This is a genomic window from Thermodesulfobacteriota bacterium (assembly GCA_039028315.1).
Lineage (GTDB): Bacteria > Desulfobacterota_D > UBA1144 > Nemesobacterales > UBA2774 > CR02bin9.
Map to the genome: position 1 here is coordinate 1 of JBCCIH010000012.1, position 19889 is coordinate 19889.

General features: G+C 38.9%; 19 protein-coding genes, 1 tRNA gene and 1 rRNA gene. 7 read left to right on the top strand and 14 right to left on the bottom strand.

Annotation, left to right across the window (positions count from 1 at the left end; all coding sequences use genetic code 11):
- Positions 1-169 precede the first annotated feature (169 nt).
- A tRNA-Leu gene (locus AAF462_01695) sits at positions 170-253 on the bottom strand.
- Positions 254-461: 208 nt separating this feature from the next.
- Here AAF462_01695 and aroF point away from each other — a divergent pair.
- Positions 462-1481 carry a 3-deoxy-7-phosphoheptulonate synthase gene (gene aroF / locus AAF462_01700; protein ID MEM7007828.1) on the top strand — a complete coding sequence of 340 codons (1020 nt, stop codon included), beginning with the start codon at positions 462-464 and terminating at the stop codon, positions 1479-1481.
- Between the two features lies 1 nt (position 1482).
- Here the strand turns inward: aroF and purN are convergent, their stop codons facing one another.
- Positions 1483-2085 (bottom strand): phosphoribosylglycinamide formyltransferase, encoded by a 603-nt coding sequence (purN, locus tag AAF462_01705; GenBank protein MEM7007829.1) that lies wholly within the window; start codon positions 2083-2085, stop codon positions 1483-1485.
- 113 nt (positions 2086-2198) lie between these two features.
- Positions 2199-2315, bottom strand: a 5S ribosomal RNA gene (rrf, locus tag AAF462_01710).
- Between the two features lie 82 nt (positions 2316-2397).
- Here rrf and AAF462_01715 point away from each other — a divergent pair.
- Positions 2398-3264 (top strand): tyrosine-type recombinase/integrase, encoded by an 867-nt coding sequence (locus tag AAF462_01715; GenBank protein ID MEM7007830.1) that lies wholly within the window; start codon positions 2398-2400, stop codon positions 3262-3264.
- Between the two features lie 24 nt (positions 3265-3288).
- On the opposite strand, the gene rpoD is transcribed toward AAF462_01715, so the two are convergent.
- The 6 genes from rpoD to AAF462_01745 form a co-directional block, all read right to left on the bottom strand.
- A complete protein-coding gene (gene rpoD / locus AAF462_01720; protein MEM7007831.1) occupies positions 3289-4866 on the bottom strand; it encodes an RNA polymerase sigma factor RpoD in 1578 nt (525 codons plus the stop codon).
- Positions 4863-6626, bottom strand: coding sequence for a DNA primase (gene dnaG / locus AAF462_01725; GenBank protein ID MEM7007832.1), 1764 nt, complete (start codon positions 6624-6626; stop codon positions 4863-4865). The genes rpoD and dnaG overlap by 4 nt, the downstream gene beginning before the upstream one ends.
- 138 nt (positions 6627-6764) lie before the next feature.
- Positions 6765-6956 (bottom strand): 30S ribosomal protein S21, encoded by a 192-nt coding sequence (rpsU, locus tag AAF462_01730; protein ID MEM7007833.1) that lies wholly within the window; start codon positions 6954-6956, stop codon positions 6765-6767.
- Positions 6957-7052: 96 nt separating this feature from the next.
- A complete protein-coding gene (locus AAF462_01735; protein ID MEM7007834.1) occupies positions 7053-7232 on the bottom strand; it encodes a hypothetical protein in 180 nt (59 codons plus the stop codon).
- 36 nt (positions 7233-7268) lie between these two features.
- Positions 7269-8606 carry a divergent polysaccharide deacetylase family protein gene (locus tag AAF462_01740; protein ID MEM7007835.1) on the bottom strand — a complete coding sequence of 446 codons (1338 nt, stop codon included), beginning with the start codon at positions 8604-8606 and terminating at the stop codon, positions 7269-7271.
- Between the two features lie 14 nt (positions 8607-8620).
- Positions 8621-9766 (bottom strand): S41 family peptidase, encoded by a 1146-nt coding sequence (locus AAF462_01745; protein MEM7007836.1) that lies wholly within the window; start codon positions 9764-9766, stop codon positions 8621-8623.
- A 489-nt stretch (positions 9767-10255) separates the two neighbouring features.
- Between AAF462_01745 and AAF462_01750 the strand changes: the two genes are divergently transcribed.
- The 4 genes from AAF462_01750 to AAF462_01765 all read left to right on the top strand — a co-directional run bounded on the left by AAF462_01750 (position 10256) and on the right by AAF462_01765 (position 14269).
- Positions 10256-11008, top strand: a complete 753-nt coding sequence (locus AAF462_01750) for an isoprenyl transferase (GenBank protein MEM7007837.1) — start codon at positions 10256-10258, stop codon at positions 11006-11008.
- Positions 11005-12156 (top strand): 1-deoxy-D-xylulose-5-phosphate reductoisomerase, encoded by a 1152-nt coding sequence (locus tag AAF462_01755; protein MEM7007838.1) that lies wholly within the window; start codon positions 11005-11007, stop codon positions 12154-12156. The genes AAF462_01750 and AAF462_01755 overlap by 4 nt, the downstream gene beginning before the upstream one ends.
- Before the next feature lie 14 nt (positions 12157-12170).
- Complete coding sequence (rseP, locus tag AAF462_01760) at positions 12171-13772, top strand: RIP metalloprotease RseP (GenBank protein ID MEM7007839.1); 1602 nt, start codon at positions 12171-12173, stop codon at positions 13770-13772.
- Positions 13773-13837: 65 nt separating this feature from the next.
- Positions 13838-14269, top strand: coding sequence for a nuclear transport factor 2 family protein (locus AAF462_01765; GenBank protein ID MEM7007840.1), 432 nt, complete (start codon positions 13838-13840; stop codon positions 14267-14269).
- A gap of 1 nt (position 14270) precedes the next feature.
- On the opposite strand, the gene AAF462_01770 is transcribed toward AAF462_01765, so the two are convergent.
- The gene (locus AAF462_01770) at positions 14271-15050 is read right to left on the bottom strand and encodes a phosphoadenylyl-sulfate reductase (GenBank protein MEM7007841.1); all 780 of its coding nucleotides are present in this window, start codon (positions 15048-15050) and stop codon (positions 14271-14273) included.
- A 9-nt stretch (positions 15051-15059) separates the two neighbouring features.
- Complete coding sequence (locus tag AAF462_01775; GenBank protein MEM7007842.1) at positions 15060-16073, bottom strand: inorganic phosphate transporter; 1014 nt, start codon at positions 16071-16073, stop codon at positions 15060-15062.
- 180 nt (positions 16074-16253) lie between these two features.
- Between AAF462_01775 and AAF462_01780 the strand changes: the two genes are divergently transcribed.
- Complete coding sequence (locus tag AAF462_01780) at positions 16254-17633, top strand: sigma-54 dependent transcriptional regulator (GenBank protein ID MEM7007843.1); 1380 nt, start codon at positions 16254-16256, stop codon at positions 17631-17633.
- A gap of 30 nt (positions 17634-17663) precedes the next feature.
- Here AAF462_01780 and pyrE read toward each other — a convergent pair whose 3' ends face one another.
- The 3 genes from pyrE to AAF462_01795 form a co-directional block, all read right to left on the bottom strand.
- Entirely contained in the window at positions 17664-18209 is a 546-nt protein-coding gene (gene pyrE / locus AAF462_01785; protein MEM7007844.1) for an orotate phosphoribosyltransferase, read from the bottom strand.
- Between the two features lie 354 nt (positions 18210-18563).
- Positions 18564-19280, bottom strand: a complete 717-nt coding sequence (locus tag AAF462_01790) for a cytochrome c biogenesis CcdA family protein (protein ID MEM7007845.1) — start codon at positions 19278-19280, stop codon at positions 18564-18566.
- A gap of 31 nt (positions 19281-19311) precedes the next feature.
- The gene (locus AAF462_01795; protein ID MEM7007846.1) at positions 19312-19779 is read right to left on the bottom strand and encodes a thioredoxin family protein; all 468 of its coding nucleotides are present in this window, start codon (positions 19777-19779) and stop codon (positions 19312-19314) included.
- Between the last annotated feature and the right edge of the window lie 110 nt (positions 19780-19889).

Sequence of the window (19889 nt, forward strand, 5' to 3'; positions counted from 1 at the left end):
GCTAAATCTTCATTCAACAACTTTATCATAGTATCTTTATCCATAATTTATCTCCGCCAACATATAATTGAATTCTAATACCTATAGATATTAGTCTACATTCTGAGGTGTAAAAAATATATATAACTTGCAAATATTATGAATTAAGTTCTTTGATTTCATTTCTGAGTGGGCGGGGGGGGACTTGAACCCCCACGGACGTGAGTCCAACGGCTTTTGAGGCCGTCGTGTCTGCCAATTTCACCACCCGCCCTCAAGTTTAAGGGGTGAAAAATTAAAAGTAGGGTTTATATTATTCTATGAAACTTCCTAAGAATCAAGCGCATCAAGATGCGATAACTTAGAAGTGCTTTTTGGCACTGTTAAAACTATGCGTAAGCGGTTGACAACATTAGGTCTTCATGTATTCTAGCACCTTTGATTTAGATAATTTGCTTGCGATAAGCTAAGGAGTTTAGGAAATGATTGTTGTAATGAAAAGCGGGGCAGACCCCGACGAAATACAAAGAGCTAAAACCACTATGGTTGAGCTTGGTTATCAGCCTCATCCCATTGAGGGTGTGCTTAGAACTGTTATCGGCGCAATCGGTGATGAAAGAGGAAAACCTGAGGATGTTGAAACTCTAAGCATTCTTCCTGGGGTAGAAAAAGTAATCCCAATTCTACCGGCTCACAAACTCGCAAGCAGAGAATTTAAACCTGAAGACACACAAGTTAATGTAAACGGCGCTATTGTTGGTCAAAATAAAATTCCAGTGATAGCAGGCCCTTGCTCAGTTGAGAGTGAAGAGCAGCTCATGGAAATAGCCCATGCAATCAAAGATGCTGGAGCTACAATGCTAAGGGGCGGCGCATATAAGCCAAGATCCTCCCCCTATACATTCCAAGGAATGGGAGTTGACGGATTAAAGCTGCTAGCTCAAGCAAGAGAGGAAACAGGTCTTCCCATAGTTACAGAAATACTCAATGTGAAGCACTTAGACACGGTCTTAGAGTATGCAGACGTTCTACAAATAGGCGCTAGGAATTCTCAGAACTATGCGCTTTTACAAGAAGTTGGAAAATCAAAGAAACCAGTTCTTCTAAAAAGAGGAATGTCCACAACAATTAAAGAGTTTTTGATGTGCGCTGAGTACATTCTCTCTGAAGGAAATGAGGATGTAATGCTCTGCGAGAGAGGAATAAGAACTTTTGAAACCGCAACAAGAAATACCTTTGATTTAAATGCAATCCCGGTTCTTAAGGAAAGAACTCACCTGCCTGTCGTTGCTGATCCTAGCCACGGGACAGGATATTGGCAGTATGTAACTCCTATGGCGCTTGCTTCAATCGCGGCCGGTGCAGATGGTGTAATTGTTGAAGTACACAACAATCCAGAGGTTGCCGTAAGTGATGGCGGACAGTCGCTTAAACCTAAAAAGTTTGCCGATATGATGGAAAAAGCAGCTGCAGTCGCAAAAGCTGTGGGAAGAGAAGTTTAAATCAATTCTTTTTTAATACCCTTCTGCCGACAATTTCAACCTCACCGCTAGAGACTAGGCTGATAGCTTCGGGATAAATCCGATGTTCCACTTGGTGGATCTTCTCGAGTAGAGAATTCTCTTCATCTGTATCTTCTATTTTAACTATTTGCTGTAAAATAATTGGCCCGGTGTCTACTCCCTCATCTACATAGTGAACTGTAACACCAGTGTATTTAACACCGTACTCTAAAGCTTGGCGCCCTGAATTTATTCCAGGGAATGATGGGAGAAGAGCAGGATGAATATTTATAATTTTGTTTTTGTAAGCTCTAACAAATACTGGCGAGAGAATTCTCATATAGCCTGCTAAAACTAAAAGATCCGGCTTATAAGGCTCAATTGCTTCTAGTACTGCCCTATCAAAATCCTCTCTCTCGCTATAGCCTTTATGGTCTATTACTTCTGTAGGGATGTTATGCTTTTCGGCACGCTCGATTGCGTATGCGCCAGGCTTGTTACTGAATACAAGTACTATATCAATTGTATCAATCTCTGCATCAATGATTGCTTGAAGATTGGTGCCGCTTCCTGAAGCAAAAACGGCAACGCGCATTTTTTCCATATAGGTTCTCAGTTGTTATAGATTATAAGAATACAGAATAGTACATAAGCACATAACACAAAACAATAATGAAGAATTAGAAATGTGAAGGGAGTGTAATAAAGAAAAAAACAATCAGGCAGCTACCTACTTTCCCACTCCCGTACAAGAGCAGTATCATCGGCCTTGAAGAGCTTAACTTCTGGGTTCGGAATGGGACCAGGTGTGACCTCTTCAGTATAGCCACCCAATTAGAGGTAAAATTTACATCAGTATTAAAGGTTGTCAATAGAATATTTGTAATTATCAGATAAAAATGCTTTAATTTGGTAAATGCAAGATTTAATCCGTGATTTTATCAATTCACTTAACAGACGACAGACAACAAAGGACACATATCGTAAAGCGCTCCTGGAATTTTCCAAGTGGCTGGGCAATAAATCCCCAATTGGACTTACACCAAACGATATCCAGCGCTACAAGGACTTCATAATATCTAAAGATCTCTCTACAAGCTCAGTTTCAGCATATCTTACGGCAGTTAGAAGGTTATATGATTATTTGGAAAATCAGGGGAAAATCTCAGAGAATCCTGCAAAGAAAATAAAAGGCGGGGCGCGTCCTAAAAGACATTCCACCAAAACAATATCAAACCCAGACCTTAATAAGCTTTTTGATTCTATTGATATTTCAACCTCTCTTGGCCTTAGAGACAGCCTTATTTTTAATTTGATGCTCAGGTGTGGGCTGAGCGAGATAGAACTTGTTAGAGCTAATGTTGAAGATATAAAAAGGAAAAATGATAAGACTGTTATATATGTTCAGGGGAAAAATAAAGATGCTAAAAACGAGTATGTAGTAGTACCGGAACCTGTTGTGAAAGAGATTGATGAATATTTATCTCAAAGAGAGTCATCAAAACCCGCTGAGCCCCTTTTCTGGGGAGAGGGCAATAGAGCTATTAGAGTTAGAATTACAACTAGGGCAATTAGGGCGAGGATTAGCTACTATTTTGAAAAGCTGGGACTTAATAAGAAAGGAATTACGCCGTATAGTCTCCGGCACACTGCCGCCATACTGGCAATCGAATCAGGCGCAAGTGTTTCGGAGGTAATGCAGATGTTAAGAGTAAAAACTGTGGATACCGCTCTAGTATACTTTGAAGAAGCCAAAGAATTAAAGCAAACAAATAGATCTTAGGTAATAACTGTTATTAGCTTGGAGTTAGTTCTTTTCTACGTAGCTTTTGATGGGATAAACTCTTGCGGCACGTTTTAGTTTTTTAATCGCCTTTACTTCGATTTGTCTTATTCTCTCACGTGTTACCTGGAACTGATGGCCCACCTCTTCAAGTGTGTGTTCCTTTTCCTCATCAATACCAAAACGAAGCCTTACAATGCTTTCTTCCCTGGTGTTTAAAACTGACGAGAGGGCGTTATTTATAATCTGCTTAAGCTCATTCATCTCTAAGACGTTAACAGGAGAGCTTGTGCTCGAATCTTCAATTAAGTCTACTAACTTACTATCTTCTTCATCACCTATAGGTGTTTCAAGTGAGATTGGGTCTTTAGAGATTTTTAATACCCTTGCTACTTTCTCAGTAGACATACCTACCCTGGCTGCTATCTCATCGGGCATTGGCTCACGCCCCAGCTCTTGGACTAAATGTCTAGAGGTTCTGATTATTCTATTAATTGTCTCTGTCATATGAACGGGGATTCTGATAATTCTGGATTGGTCCGCTAAAGACCTTGTAATGGCTTGCCTGATCCACCAGGTGGCATACGTAGAGAACTTATAGCCCCTATCGTATTCAAACTTTTCAACCGCCCTCATAAGCCCAACGTTTCCTTCCTGTATAAGGTCTAAAAATGGAAGACCGCGGTTTATGTAACGCCTTGCAATACTTACAACTAATCTTAAATTGGATTCAATCAAAGTTCTTCTAGCCATTGAAGTGATGCGCTCGCCAAACTCTATCCTACCAACACATTTCTTAAGGCTTCTGGTATTTTCTTCTGCTTCGTCTAAAAGCTCTTGTATCTCTTTTGAGTATTCTTTTTTAGATTTAGCGTTTAATTTTGCAGCCTTTTTCTGAGACCCGCCTAATTCGCTCTTTATCTTGTCTAATCTTTTTATATAACCTTTTGCAACACTTAAAATCCTCTCCATCTGGATTCCGCTTAAATTTATTTCTTCAAGATAAGAAATCATAAGGTCTCTGTTATTTTTTATTCTCTCATTTAAATCAGCTTTTTTCTTCTTTGAAGCTTTTAATATTTCTTTCTCTAGTTGCTCATTTTCTTTATAGAGCTTAGTAATCTCATAAATTAAATTCCCAATACCGATATGTGCCTCTTCGCTCATATTGTCGGTTTCGTCAACAAAGTTTGTGACATCTCTTATATCTAGGTCGCCTTTCTGTAGTTCCTCGCCTATGCCGCAAACCTCATTTAGCATAAGCGATGAGCTCAAAATTGTTTTAGCGATTATTCTTTTTCCAGTCTCAATTTTTTTTGCTATCCGTATTTCTTCTTCTCTTGAGAGAAGCGAATGATCAGCTATTTCATGAAGATAGAACCTGATAAGGTCATACTCATTTGCATTTTCTTTATTATTTCTAAAGGCAAATTCGTATTTAGGTGCGGGTGATCCGTTTTCTTCTTTGTTAGGGAAATCTTCAGAATCAGAATTCTCTGAGTAATTTGAGTCCTCTAACTCTGCGCCTTTTTCAGGGCTGGAAAGATTAGAATCTTCTTGTGCCATTTCAGCTTCTAAAGCATTTTCTTTCTCATTACTCATAAGGCTCTTCTTTCCTCCCTTTGTTTTTGCATCGATAAATCTCTGTACTGCTTAAGAAGTTTTTTCTCAAGTTCCGTATTTTTCTCTTTGACAGCTTCGTCAATTTCAATTCTGAGAACTTTTAACTTTTCATCCAGTTTTAACAGCTTTAATTTTCCAATGCATCCTTGAACAATCTTACCAGCGCTCTCAATGTCTGAAACGCCAGGCGAAGATAATAAGGCCTCTGAGATTAATTCGTGAGCAGTGCTACCCTCAAAATGAATCAGCAGATAAGAAGGGTCTACTTCCCCCTTGTCCACAATGACTTGTATAATAGACTTAATATCTGCATCCGTTATAAGCTCACTCCATTCCTCTTCATATAATTGTACATGAAGATCGGGGAACTTGGCTAGGACAGTCAATAATAATTTTTCAGTACTAGGATATTTAGTTTTTGATGAGCTGCCGGCTGTACCACCCTTTATAGAGCCGCGTTTTACCATTGAATAAATTTCAGTTTCTTGTATTCCAAGCATCTCAGCAGTTTTTTTAATTCGAAGGCTCTTCTCAACCGGGTCCCTTAATTTTTCCAACAGCTCCACTATGCTTCTAACCATCTCGTTTAATGTAGTCCTGCCCTTTTTATAACGATCAATGGACATATCTATAAAAAACTCGACCCAGCTAGTTGAGTTATCAAGCAGAGCTTCAAATTTCTCAACACCCATCTCTGTAATAAAAGAATCAGGATCTTTACCTGAGGGCAAAGCCGCTACATGTGGTAATAACCCTTCTTCTAAAAGCACATCCAGTGATCTCATCGCTGCTTTCCTACCAGATTCATCACTGTCAAATATAACAATAACGTTCTCAGTATAGCGTTTGAGCAGACTCACATGTTCTCTTGTGAGTGAAGTGCCAAGAGTTGCAACGACATTTTTAAACCCTAAGGAATATAACGACAAGAAATCTGTATAGCCCTCTACTAATATGGCTCTGCCTTCATGTCTTATAGAGTCTTTTGATTTATTAATTCCGTAAAAGCTCTTTCTTTTTTGGTATATATCAGATTCAGGGGAGTTTATATATTTAGGCTCGTCTTCTTCATTGACCCTTCTTCCTCCAAAGCCAATTACTTTTCCATCTACATTGCATATGGGAAACATTAATCTATTTCTAAACCGGTCGTAGTAACCGTCCGCATTTTTTCGCTTCACTATTAATCCGACTTTTTCTGCAATGCCTAAAGGCACCTTATTTTTAGCAAGAAATTTAGACAGGTTGTCCCAACCTTCTGGGGCAAACCCGAATATGAACTCTTTTGAGGTCTCCTCTGAGATGCCCCTTTTCTTCAGGTATGATCTGCCTTGTTGTCCTCGAGGACTGTCTAAAAGTGTTTTTCTGTAGAACTTAGCGGCTACTGCGTTTATTTTATAAAGCGCACTATTTGGAGATTTTTTAGGAGCTGATTCACTTTTTCTTTCTATTTGGACACCGGCCTTTTTTGCCAGCTCAGTTAGTGCTTCAGGGAAGGATAAATTGTTGTAGCGCATATAGAAACCGAAAATATCCCCTCCGGCCCCACAGCTAAAACAGTGGAACAACCCTTTCTCATCATCGATATGCATCGAGGGATTAGTATCGTCATGAAAAGGACAGAGCCCAACATAGCCCTTTCCTGTTTTTTTAACAGATGTATAACTCTCTACGAGGTCAATAATACTCAACCTCCCTTTTATTTCGTTAACAAGAGCCTCATTGTTAAATTTTGACATCTATGTTTGAACTGATTTAAAAAAGCTACAACCGGACACACAAAGGTATGATCAATCGAATTGAAACTACAGTATAGCAAAGTCAAATGTTGTGTCCCCCAACCGGATTTACTATGCAATATGTATTAATTCGACAAATTAACTTCTTCTAGAACGCTTAACTACGCGCTTTTTGGCAGCAAAGAGTTTTTTCTTTTTCTTCTCACTAGGTTTCTCATAGTGTTCTCTTCTTCTAACTTCAGAGAGAACGCCGCCTTTCTCTACTTGTTTTTTAAATCTTTTAAGAGCGCTATCAATGCTCTCATTATTTCCTACTACAATTCCTGGCATAAAATAAATTCCTCCGACTAATTTCAATAGTACAGCTTGAAAAAATTAATAGATTTAGGGTCAATTGTCAAGTGCTGGTTATATAAGTGAAATATATTATTTTAGTTCAGGTTTAGGCGGAAATACTCCGACTTTTTTCCTGTTCTCAGCAATTCTCTTCTCTTCAGCCTCAGAATCGACTTTCTCAGAAGGATCCCATTCTTCTTCCTGGCGCTGCTCCTCAAACCTCTTTATCCAAGAATCACGCCTTTTTCTTGTATCATCAACTAAGCCCATTTCAAGTCACTCCTTATAATTGGGGGAAATAAGTAATTAATTTCTTCCGACAGTGTTTGTGCTATTAATAATATTTGATATTGAAACAACTTCAACCTCTTGTGTTATCTTCGGGATCATTTGGCTAAGGGCCTCAATTGTCCCTGGATAAGGATGACATATTCCCACTGCATAGCCCTTTTTCTTAGACAAATCCACAAGTTTTTGAAGCTGCTGCTTAACATGTCCCGCATCTTTTGCAGAATGGTCTAGGAACATATCTCTTTGGGCCGTTTTCATACCCAGCCTGCGGGCAGTAACATAGCCCTTACTTTGCGCTGTGGTTTTGCTATCAATAAACATCATATCCTTTTTCTTTAGATCCGTGAGTATAAGCTCCATAAGTTCGTCATTTTCCATGAACTTTGATCCCATATGATTATTGACCCCAACCACATGAGGCACAGATGAGAGGTTGCTATTCATTTTATTTAGAATAACGTCTTTTGGAAGACCTACTAAGAGTGCATCCTCCCCGGCGTCAGTACCTGTATAACCAGAGGATTCTTTCGGCTCCATAGGCATATGCAGAATCACATCCCATCCTTTCTTATCAGCTTTTTCTGCTGCATAGCTTGAGTAGGGAAGATTTGGAAGCACTGCAAATGTTATAGGGGCATTTAATTTCAACAGAGCATCTATTGGCTGTTTATTAAGACCGAGATCATCAACAATAATAACGATTTTAGATTTTGGATACTTATTAATATCAGCTTGCTTTTTAGTAGAATCTTCTTTCTTTAATATATTTTTATTAGAACTTGTCTTCTTTTTATCGGGAGTCTTAGCTGTTTTTGTACTATCTTTCTTTTTTGATTGAGCCGCTTTTTGCTTTTCGAATTCAAACCTTATCTTATGAGTGTTGATGTCATTAATTCTAATATAAGCAACAAGCAAATCTTTTCCATTATCAAACTTGTAATCAACCGGATACTCCTCAATAATAGAGCTTTGAAGAACCTTCTTAACCTTTTTTGCTGTTACACCTTTGGCCGGTGATACCTGAATATCTTTATACTCCCATACAAGATTATTCTCCTCTTTGTTGTATACCTTTTTAGATTCTATATTGTTTGCAGATATTCCGGCTTCAAAAAAAGCAGCTGTTAGACTGTTATCGACATCCTTAATAAGATTATCCATTTCGGTTGCAGATAATGTTTTCCCTGTATAGTTGGAAGATGCGTTTTGTTTAAGATAGTTAATAGCGTAGAGTCCCAAAAAAATTAGAACAATAAACCCGCTCGTCAATATTACTATTTTTGTGACGCGTGCGCCTTTTTTTCTTCTGGATGTTCTTCTTGGTCTTTTTGTAGTCTTAGATTTTCTTGGCAAAGCTAGGATTCACCTTAGCCCTTAGGAACGCCCTTATTAGCTCCAGGCTTTTTTAAAATTTCAACTGCGGTGTTTAGCTGTTGGTCTTTAGAATCTTTATTTTCAACAATCACGTCCGGGGTTAAGCCGACTTCGCTTATCGAGCGTCCGCTTGGGGCATAGAATTTTGCTGTTGTAAGCTTTAGCCCTGATCCATCTTCTAATCTTATAATTGTTTGCACCGAACCTTTTCCAAAAGTGTTCGTGCCTAAAATAGTCGCCCTTTTATTATCCTGAAGAGCTTCAGCAACAACTTCCGAAGCGCTTGCGCTTCCCTCATTCACTATAACCACTATTGGGTATTCCTGAAAATCCCCATTCTTTGTTGCATAATGATCTCTAGCCTGATTTTTATCCCTGCCTTTAACGCTAACAATAAGCCCTTGGTCTATGAATTCATCAACTATTTCTATTGCTTCTCCTAAAAGTCCGCCAGGGTTATTTCTTAAGTCCAAAACCACTCCACGTAGTTTACCCCCGTTTTGAGCTTCGAGCTGAGATAGAGCGTTTCTTAATTCCTGAGAAGAATTCTCCTGAAACTGAGATAGTTTTATATATCCAATACCGTTTTCTAAAAGATCATATTTAACGCTCTTAACAACTATTTTGTCTCTTACCAGATCGACTTTTATTGGTTCTGAAGTGCCTTCTCGCTCAATAGTAACATTTACAGTGCTGCCCTTAGGACCTCTTAGCATATTTACAGCTTCTTGAACTATCATTCCCTTTGTAGACTTGCCTTCAATTTCCACAATAAGATCACGGGGCTTAACACCTGCTTTTTCGGCTGGCCCCCCTTCTATTGGCGTTATTACTTTCAAGTATCCGTCTTCAGTAGTTACTTCCATACCAACTCCGACAAATTCTCCGGAGGTTCCAATTTGAAGCTCGCGGTATCTCTCCGGGCTTAGGTAGGCTGAATATGGGTCAAGACTCCTTAACATTCCCTCAATTGCTTTTTCGGTTAGATCCTCTCCATCTACATTTTCAACATAATTTCTCTGGATAAGGTCAAGCACTCTGGTAAAGTTGGAAAGCCCCTGATAAACATCGTCATTATCAGCTCTTGTTGGATCGGTATTTAATGTTAATACAAGAAGTATTAATAGAATTATTCGCATTTATATAACCTCCTTTACAGGTTAACTAAACATATGAACACTGGCAACAAGAAAATTTATGATATGCCCGCAATTAAAGGCCATTTGGAGGTATTTTGAAAAGATATTGTCTATTAAATGATTATGGCCTTGGCAATTGATACTTCTTTGAAGTAGTTAAAAGATGTAGTATATTTCTAGCGAGGAGAAATAAATGTTTGGTATGTTTTTTACAGTTATTGCAAAATTTATCAGCAGCTACGGGTCAGTTGTTATGGAAGTATCTAAGGAATGGTTCATTTTATACAGGATACTTTTTATCCCGCTTTCCTTATTTATTTACTGCCTTGCCTTTTTAGTAGTTCTTTCCGTTTTGTTAATAGTTATCTTTATAGCATCACCCCTTTCTTATATATCAAAGGCTATTACAAAATAGATACCGTTAAGTACTTTGTAATGTCTATGACTAGACTTTTTTAATAACAGCGAAATGTTATAATTAGTGACCTAATGAAAGGGAAACTTGAGGCCCAAGTAGACAAGAATAATCTTCCCAAACATATAGTTATAATAATGGACGGCAACGGAAGGTGGGCTGAGCAAAAAAAACTTGACCGCGTAAGTGGACACAAGGAAGGGATGAAGTCCGTAAAAGCAGTTGTGGAGGGCGCAAAAGATATTGGTATAGAAAATATCACCCTCTATGCATTCTCCGCCCAGAACTGGAAAAGACCTAAAGATGAAGTAAATGCCCTTATGGAGCTTTTAAAGCATTATCTGCAAAAAGAAAGCCATAAATTAATAGAGAAAGATATTAGATTAAATGCAATCGGAAGACTTTGGGAGCTCCCCAGAGACGTCTATGAAGTTTTAGAGACAGCTATCGAGAAATCAAAGCACTGCAAATCACTGACACTTACACTAGCGCTTAGTTACGGAGGAAGAGAAGAAATAGTAGATGCTGCAAAGGAAATGATCTCTCTAGGAAAGATAGCTCCTGAAGATATAAATCAAACTAATTTCTCAAAATTCTTATATACATCAGATTTGCCTGAACCTGATCTTCTAATAAGAACAAGCGGTGAGTTAAGATTATCAAACTTTATGCTCTGGCAGCTTGCCTACACTGAAATTTATGTAACTAAAACTCTTTGGCCGAATTTTAGGAAAAGACACTTGATTAAGGCAATTCTGAATTACCAACGGAGGGAAAGAAGATTTGGACTTACTGGCGATCAAGTTAGGAAAAAGGACGTAATTTGAAGAAAATCTCTATTCTAGGCTCCACGGGATCAATCGGAAGACAAACTCTAGACGTAATCTCAAAACACCCTGACAAATTCAGTGTTGTAGGGCTCAGCGCTGGGAAAAATGTCGAGCTTGTTGCGCAGCAAGTTAATCAATTTAAACCGAGAGAAGTTTGTGTACAGGACCAAGACTCTGCTGCAAAACTAAAAGAGATACTAGGTTCATCACAAGTCCAAATTCACTTTGGAAATGAGGGTGCTGAACTTATAGCTACGATTGATGAAGCTGATATGCTGGTATCCGCAATGGTTGGAGCATCAGGACTTCGTCCAACTATTGCTGCAGCTAGATGCGGAAAGGATATTGCTCTTGCTAATAAAGAATCTCTCGTTATTGCAGGTGAGGTGCTTACTGGCGAAGTAGAAAACAATGGAGGAACTCTTATCCCGATCGACAGCGAGCATAGCGCTCTATTTCAAGCTCTTAAGTGCGGGGAACGAAAAGAGGTAAAGCGCTTAATACTTACTGCTTCTGGCGGTCCATTCTTGAATACTCCAAGCTCTGAGCTAGAAGGAGTTAGCGTTGAATTAGCTCTTGAACATCCAACATGGAAAATGGGAAAGAAAATTACAATTGACTCGGCTACACTTATGAACAAAGGATTTGAGGTAATTGAGGCTAAATGGCTTTTCGGCTTTGAGCCTAAGGAGCTTAGTGTGTGGATTCACCCACAGAGTATTGTGCACTCTATGGTGGAATACATTGACGGCTCGGTAATCTCTCAGATGGGTAAGCCTGATATGAGAATACCGATTGCTTTTGCAATATCCTACCCTCAGAGGTTATCGATGAACTGTGTTACAGTTTCGCCAGAGAGTTTTGGAGAGCTAAGCTTTGCCCAAGTAGATTATGAGCAGTTCCCTTCACTTGGGCTTGCTTTTGACGCACTCAGAGAAGGTGGTACAATGCCCTCAGTGTTAAATGGGGCAAACGAAGTGGCCGTATCTGCATTTTTAGCTGAAGAGATTAATTTTACAGGTATAGTTAAAACGGTCAGTAAAGTTATGGAGCTGCATAGTGTGCAGCCTGCAAATACCCTAGATGCGGTTTTAGAATCTGACACATGGGCTAGACAAACTGCCCGGTCTTTGATTGATAATTAGGAGAAAAATTAAACATGACAGCAATAATTGCATTTATCTTTGTTATAGGTGTTTTAGTATTTATACACGAACTTGGGCACTTTTTAGTTGCTAAGTGGAGCGGCGTTAGAGTTGAAAAATTCTCTCTTGGTTTTGGAAAAAAACTAATAGGATTTACCAGAGGAGAAACAGAGTATCTAGTTTGCCTCCTACCGCTTGGCGGATATGTGAAAATGTACGGAGAGGGAGTTGAAGGCAATTTTATAGTAGATAAAGTTGATCCGGGCTCAAATGCTGAGCGTTCTGGCTTTAAGTCTGGTGATAGAATAGTAAGCATTGACGGACTTGAGCTAAAGTCATATGACAGATGGAAACAGCTTGAGTCAGAGCTTGAAAGTGAGCCACTTAGGGATTTTGAATTCGTAGTTGAAAGAGACGGGAAACATATCGATATCACTTCAAAAGCCCAGGATCTTGCAGGAGCTGATAACTACTCTGAGAAAGAATATCCAAGAGGGTTTTCAAACCAGCCTATTATTAACCGTCTTCTAATTGTTATTGCAGGGCCTTTTATGAACTTTCTACTTCCCTTTTTACTTCTTCCAATTGTATTCATGATAGGTATTTCTGTACCAGCATATTTAGAGAAAAGCCCAGAGATTGGACAGATTGCACAAGGCTCTCCAGCTGCGGAAGCAGGATTTTTAGTTGGAGATAAGATCATTGAGATAGACGGAAGTAAAGTCGAAACATGGAGAGACGTTAATATACAGCTTCAAACCAACCCTGACGTATTACTTGATGTTGAAGTTGAGAGAAACGGTGAGAATATCAATATCCCCCTTCAAGCCAAAGCCACTTCAGAGGGACTAGTAGCTGTAGGATTTGGCGAGCCTGTCCTTGCAAAAGTTGGCGGTATTGTCAGCGGAACGCCTGCCGAGAAAGCAGAACTTGAAAGAGGCGACCGAATTGTTGAAATTGACGGACAACCTATAGCTAATTGGAACGAGATGGCTGAAGTCATACAAAAAAGCGCGGATAAACAGCTAAATATGTTAATTGAAAGAGGTGATAGTCAATTTGATATTCAGATTACGCCTGAGCCGCTTGGCGAAGAAGGTCAAGGCGCAATAGGAATACAGGTCTTTACAGATGAGATTGTGAAAAAATACGGGTTCTTTGAAGCCATTTATAATGGGGTTAAAGAAGCCTTTAATATGATAGTAGAAGTGGTTGTACTGTTATTCGGATTTCTATATAAACTTGTTACCGGAAAGATAGCACTTGGAACGGCTGGTAAGAGTCTTGCAGGACCGATTCTAATTGCAAAAGTATCCGGCGCTGCAGCAGAGACAGGTTTTGCACAGCTTCTCCAATTCACATGCTTTATTAGCATAAACCTGGCGGTAATAAACCTATTCCCTATACCTATGCTCGACGGCGGTCATGTGGTATATCTAACACTTGAAGCCATAAAGAGAAAGCCGCTTAGTCAAAGGTTTCTTGAAACAAGTCAGAAAATTGGCCTAGTGGTGCTTTTATTCATAATGGTATTTGCCATTTATAACGACATATCTCGGGTAAAAGGTGACATTGTAAATAAGTTTAATGAAGTGGTGGATGTCTTTAAGCAATAAAGATGGATAGGTGCGTCTTTATATAACTATTCTATGAATATCCTATACCAATAGTGGTTCTGTAGATGAACACTGAGAAAGACAAAGAACAAATATTAGAAGTTAATACAAGGTTTTACAGGGCTTTGGGTACAAGGGACCTTGAGCTTATGGGTACAGTTTTTGTACATGATGAGAGAGCCGGCTGTATGCACCCCGGCTGGGTTATGTTAAAGGGCTGGGAGGCTATAAGGCAGAGCTGGGAGAACGTATTTGACCCGGCGGACCAGCTTGAAATTAAACTCCACAATCTTAGCATTGAAATACAGAACGACGCTGCATGGGTCACATGTGTTCAGGAGCTTACATACATAAAAAGAGATCCAGTTGTCATGAACGTATCAGTATCAACTAACATCTTTGAAAGGGGCGAATCCGGGTGGGTTATGGTAATTCATCAAGCCTCACCTATGCCGATCTCATCTAATGAAGAAGAGCCTAATAACGATCTGCAGTAATTTATGTGTTTACCTTATGGTTCATATGAAGACCGCACTCTTTATCTGAATCGTTTTCCCACCACCACCTACCAGATCTTGGGTCTTCACCGTCTTTAACCGGACGTGTGCACGGAGCACATCCTATACTCGGATATCCTATGTCATGCAGCTTGTTATAGGGAACGTTATTGTCATTTATATATTCCCAAACCTGTTTAGAAGACCAGTCGACAAGAGGGTTTATCTTTAATATCCCCCCATGCATCTCATCTATTTCAAACTTGCTGGCCTGAGCTCTGTTTTCAGTCTGGTCTTTTCTGATAGATGTTATCCAAGAATCTAAGGTAGGCAGATAACTATTTAATGGCCTAACTTTTCTTATATCACAGCATAAGAGTCTATTGTCTCTGCCCTTGTAAAATAGATTTGGACCATGTTCTTTTACCATTTCTTCAACTTCGGCTTTGTCAGGGAAAAGTATTTCAATCTTAGCTCCATACTTGCTACCAATCGCATCCATAACCTGGTAAGTCTCTTCATTTAACCTTCCAGTATCGATTGTGAATATCCTAGCCTTTTGATTTATCTTCATGAACATGTCAATCAATACCACGCCCTGAGACTGGAAGCTCGATGCAAGCGCAACTCTAGGATGTAGGTATGTTGCCCACTCGAGTATTTCCTCTGCACTTGAGTGTTCAAACTTTTTATTAAGTTCTTCTACTTGCTGAGAATTAAATCTCTTCTTAAGAGTATTTATTGAATCCTCTGCTTTTAAATCTGTTGTACTAATTGTCATTTACCTCCGCTAAAACGCAAAGTTCATTGTTATAAATTCATCTACGCCATATGTAAAGTAAAGCGAAGTTAAACCATAGCCCATTGCAACAGCTATAAATGGAATTACTACCCAGAAAAATGCGATTTGCATTACGTGTCTATTTTTCGCGGTAACCCCAAAACCCTGCTGTGCACATGAAAAACCTATTATACCTGAGGTTATTATCTCTGCGATAGATACAGGTATTCCTGCAAATGATGCTATCAAAATAAGCGCAGCTCCAGTGAACTCCACTGAAACTGCCCTGAGAATACATATTTCTGTAATCTTTTTACCTACTGTTTCTAAAACTCTGCCGCCGAATAAAATAGCGCCTACCCCCATAGCAACTCCAGCTATCAGTGCTCCTTGGTAAGAACCTATCAGTCCCAGTCCTACAAGTGGGCCAACAGCGTTTGCCGAGTTATTGGCACCGGCAGAGAACGCTAAAAATGTGCCTGAGATTGTAATCAGTATTGTTAGAATTCGGTTTATCGACTTTTCTGAGTATCTCTCAGCTAAAAACTTAAGCGTTCTAAAGTAAAGATACTTCGCCATCAAGAAATTGATAATAAATGCGACAATTGGAGCAACTACCCACCATATTACAATTTCTAAGAACTTATCTGTATGAAGCGATTTTGAATATAAACCAATACCTACAATCGCACATACCACCGCCTGAGTAGTTGCTATAGGCACCTTTGCTACGTTTGCCCAAGTGATAAAAAATGAGGCAATAGCAAAAATTATTAAAACAAGTCCAATATGAGATGATAGTACTTCGCTGGGAACAAGCCCGTTACCTAATGTTTTTACTACAGGAGCCCCGGCAATCAAAGCACCCAATAGTGCGAACACTGCAATTATGATAACAGCCTGTTTTTTAGTTCTAACACCTGCGCCATAGGCAGTTGCCATTGAGGCTGCTGAATTATTTGCGCCAATATTTAGCGCTAGAAAAGCTGCTAGACCTATGGCTGTGATTAATATTATGTCCACTTTATCCTTCCTAACTTAAAATACTATAAACATTATGATAAATTAATCCCGCTAATAGATGCAAAGTAGATGCCATCAATAAAAGTTTGAATAATAACAGAGACTTATAGAATCTGTGTTTGCTATATTGATTACTTTAGTAACACTCTGTATACTTTTGTTACACACAAGGAGATTAAATTGAGTACAAATATAACCCTTTATACACAAAATTTGGGTCTGTCTGAAGTTATTGGTAATGCTCTATCCGATATCTGTGATTTCAGGGTATTAACAGATTCTACGGGCTCAAAAGATAGCGATGTATCTCTTCTGGACGTCGATACAATGGGCGTAGGCCCTCTAAATCAATTAAAGAAAGATAGTTTTGTAATTGTAATAACCCAGGAAAAAGGAGCTCGGTATTTAATTGAGTCTATGACATTTGGTGCATTTGATTGCATTACAGATCCTATCAATAACCCTAAATTAGTTGATTCTGTAAAAAGAGCTATAGGAATTAAAACTGAATTAAAAGGGGAGCCTCTAGAATTTGCTGGCGATGTTGTCGGCAGCAGTGTTAGCTGCGCCATAGTAGGCGACTCGCCAATGCTTCAAGAGGTTTGCAAATTAATTGGGCAGGTAGGACGAGTAGACGTGCCGGTCCTAATAACGGGAGAAAGCGGAACAGGAAAAGAGCTTGTGGCTGAGTCTATTTGGAAAGTTAGCACTCGCTTCGAAGAGCCTTTTGTAGTTCTTAACTGCGCCGCCATACCTGAGAACCTTTTAGAGGCAGAGCTCTTTGGATATGAGAAGGGAGCGTTCACAGGAGCTGATACATCGAGAACAGGCAAATTTGAGGAAGCTGACGGTGGCATTATGTTCTTAGATGAAATTGGGGATATGTCTTTATCCCTTCAGGCAAAGGTTTTAAGGGTTATTCAGAGCGGTACATTTCATAGACTTGGGAGTAGTAAAGAAATATCAGTTAATGTCCGCTTAATTACAGCCACCAACAAAAATCTTGAGGAGCTGGTTCGAACAGGCAGATTCAGAGAAGATCTATATTTTAGAATAAACGTTGTAAAAATTCATTTGCCGCCTCTTAAAGAGAGAAAAGAGGATATACCTCTTCTAATGGAATGTCTCACAAGAAGACACGGCAGTCAGGCGGGAAAAGATATACATGGAGTAACTAATGAGTTTAGAGACCAGCTCATGAGATATGACTGGCCGGGGAATGTCAGAGAGCTTGAAAATTCTATAAGAAAGGCAATCGCATTTACCAAAACCAACTATCTGACTTCATACGATTTAGAACTTAACCATAGTTATAAATCTATTGAGACAAAGGAGTCTCCCTCTCTAACAGACGCACTTAAAGGATCTGTGAAAGGCATGCTGAGTTCTGAAGATGAAAACAATGTATATAATAAAATTGTAAAAGAGGCAGAAAAAATACTTTTGAAAGAGGCATTAAATGCGTGCGGATGGAACAGATCAAAAGCCGCAAGGAAATTGGGAATTAATAGGATCACCCTACGTAGAAAACTTGAAGAGTACGATATCAAAGCGCCTTAGTTTTTTTATTTGTATGTCCAGATTTTAGCTTTAGAGAAGTTCACTGATTTTAAATATTGAATAAAAGCTTATGCCCATTTCCTCAAATTTTGCTTGGGCACCTTCTTCCCTGTCAACAATTACAAAGAGTTTTCTAACATCGGCGCCCATATCTCTAACCGCGTTTATGGCCTTAATAACTGAACCGCCGCTTGTCACCACATCTTCAACCATTGCTACTTTGTCTTCTGGAGTTAGGTTGCCCTCAATGAGTTTTCCGGTGCCATGGCCCTTTTCTTCTTTGCGAACTAAAAAACCTGGTAAAGGATAGCTCTGCTCATGACTCAGGGACAAAATCGACCCTACTATCGGATCAGCTCCCATTGTGGGCCCTCCAACAGCACTTATAGAAGAATCTTTTTTGATCTCCTCTAAAAAAATGGCCCCAACAAGATTTACACCTTCAGCATCAAGAGTTGTAAGTCTTGCGTCAATATAGTAATTACTTTTCTTTCCAGAGGCTAGTGTAAAATCCCCTCTGAGTATAGATTTTTCGAGCAGTATTTCTTTTAGACGTTCCTTATCGCTTTGAGCCATTTCGAGACAATCTAACCTCAAAGGGGACTTATTGTCAATTACTTGTCGCCTTCAGACTCTATTTGGAAAAGAGCCCCCAAATTTATGCTTCCATGCTACGCCGAATCCTTATGTATATCAAGCAGCTAAGTTGAGATCAAGTTGACCTTTTATTGCATAATAAGTTTGTTAAATCTGGACAGATCTAATATGCAGTATTTTATTGCCTGATTTAGATGAGGCATTGATATAGCTAAAAAAGTAACAAAAAGACCAATAAAAATAATTTTTTCAAGACCAAAACGCTTGATTGGAGAATTCGGCTAGGCATTATTGTTTGCTAGTATTGCTCTAGTTATCTTGTAAAACCATGAATTAAAACTTTGTGATAAATTGTACAAATCCTATTGGAAGAAGCTCCAGTATTGCAGCTTCAATTCTAAATACATAACCTGTTAAGAAAAGCAATCCGACAATGATAAATATTAGTGCCATTGTAGGTTTAAGATATTTATTTGCTTTTGTTATCTGTGCTTTCCAACTATTAATTGATGGAAACGACAAGCGAGAAAGAATTAGTAAAGGTGTCACAGTTCCAATAGAAAAAATCAACATGGTTAAGAAGGCTAATAAAAGGCTTTCACCTTGAGCTGCTAGCGAGATAGCAGCGCCTAAAGTAGGCCCTATGCAAGGTGCCCATACAAGACCCAAGACTAAACCTAATAGAAACTGCCCCCATAAGCCCTTGAACTCTATTTGAGAAATGTAGTTATTAAGCCCGCCAGTCAAATGAGAAGCATTAGCTGAAAATTTTTGATAAAATGGACTTATTAGCAATATTATGCCAAAAAACACTAAGGCGGAGCCAGCAATCTGTCTTAATAAATCTTGACTTAAGCCTATTGAATGACCAATTGTGGCAAGCAAAAAGCCGAAACTTGTGAATGAAACAACCAATCCTAATGAAAGTAGAAGCGGACCTTTTTTATGCTCGTTTAATACTCCATAAAGTATTATGGGTAGCAGCGGCAACACACAAGGCGACAATAACGTAACCAGACCTGCGATATACGCTAAAACCAAAGTACCCATAATACTTTCCTTAATAATCTCAAAATACTAACTAAGCACCTGTGGAAATAAGTTCTAGTAGCTTTTGTTTATTGGTCTCACCTACCACTCTTCCTGTTTCATTCTCGCCTTTAAAAACAATAATAGTGCTTTGCTTAATTACCTTAAACTTCTCAACAGCTTTTTTCTGATCTGTGAAATTAATTTTCATAAAAACAGCATTAGGGTAAATCTTTTTAGCTTCTTCAATAGTTGGGTGTTGGGCTTTACATGTTGAGCAACCTTTTTTCCAAACATCAATCACTATTTGTTTGCCGGCCTGTTGTGCTGCTGCGAATACATCATCAGAATAGCTGACAGATAGAGCTTGTTCTGATTGAGGTTTATTCATCGCATAACTTTCATTGCCGACTCCTAAAATTGCCAAGAAACTTAGCATAAATGCTGCAAATAAAAGTTTATAATTAGACAAAGTTTTTCTCCTGCCTACTCCATATTTATCTAGAATAATTTTAATCATATTAAGACCTCCTGTTTTTTTGTTTCAACTCTAATAACGAACGGGGCCTTTATTTGATCGCAGCAATTTTACTCTAGCTATAAAAGCCTAATTGAAAAATTTAATTGAGA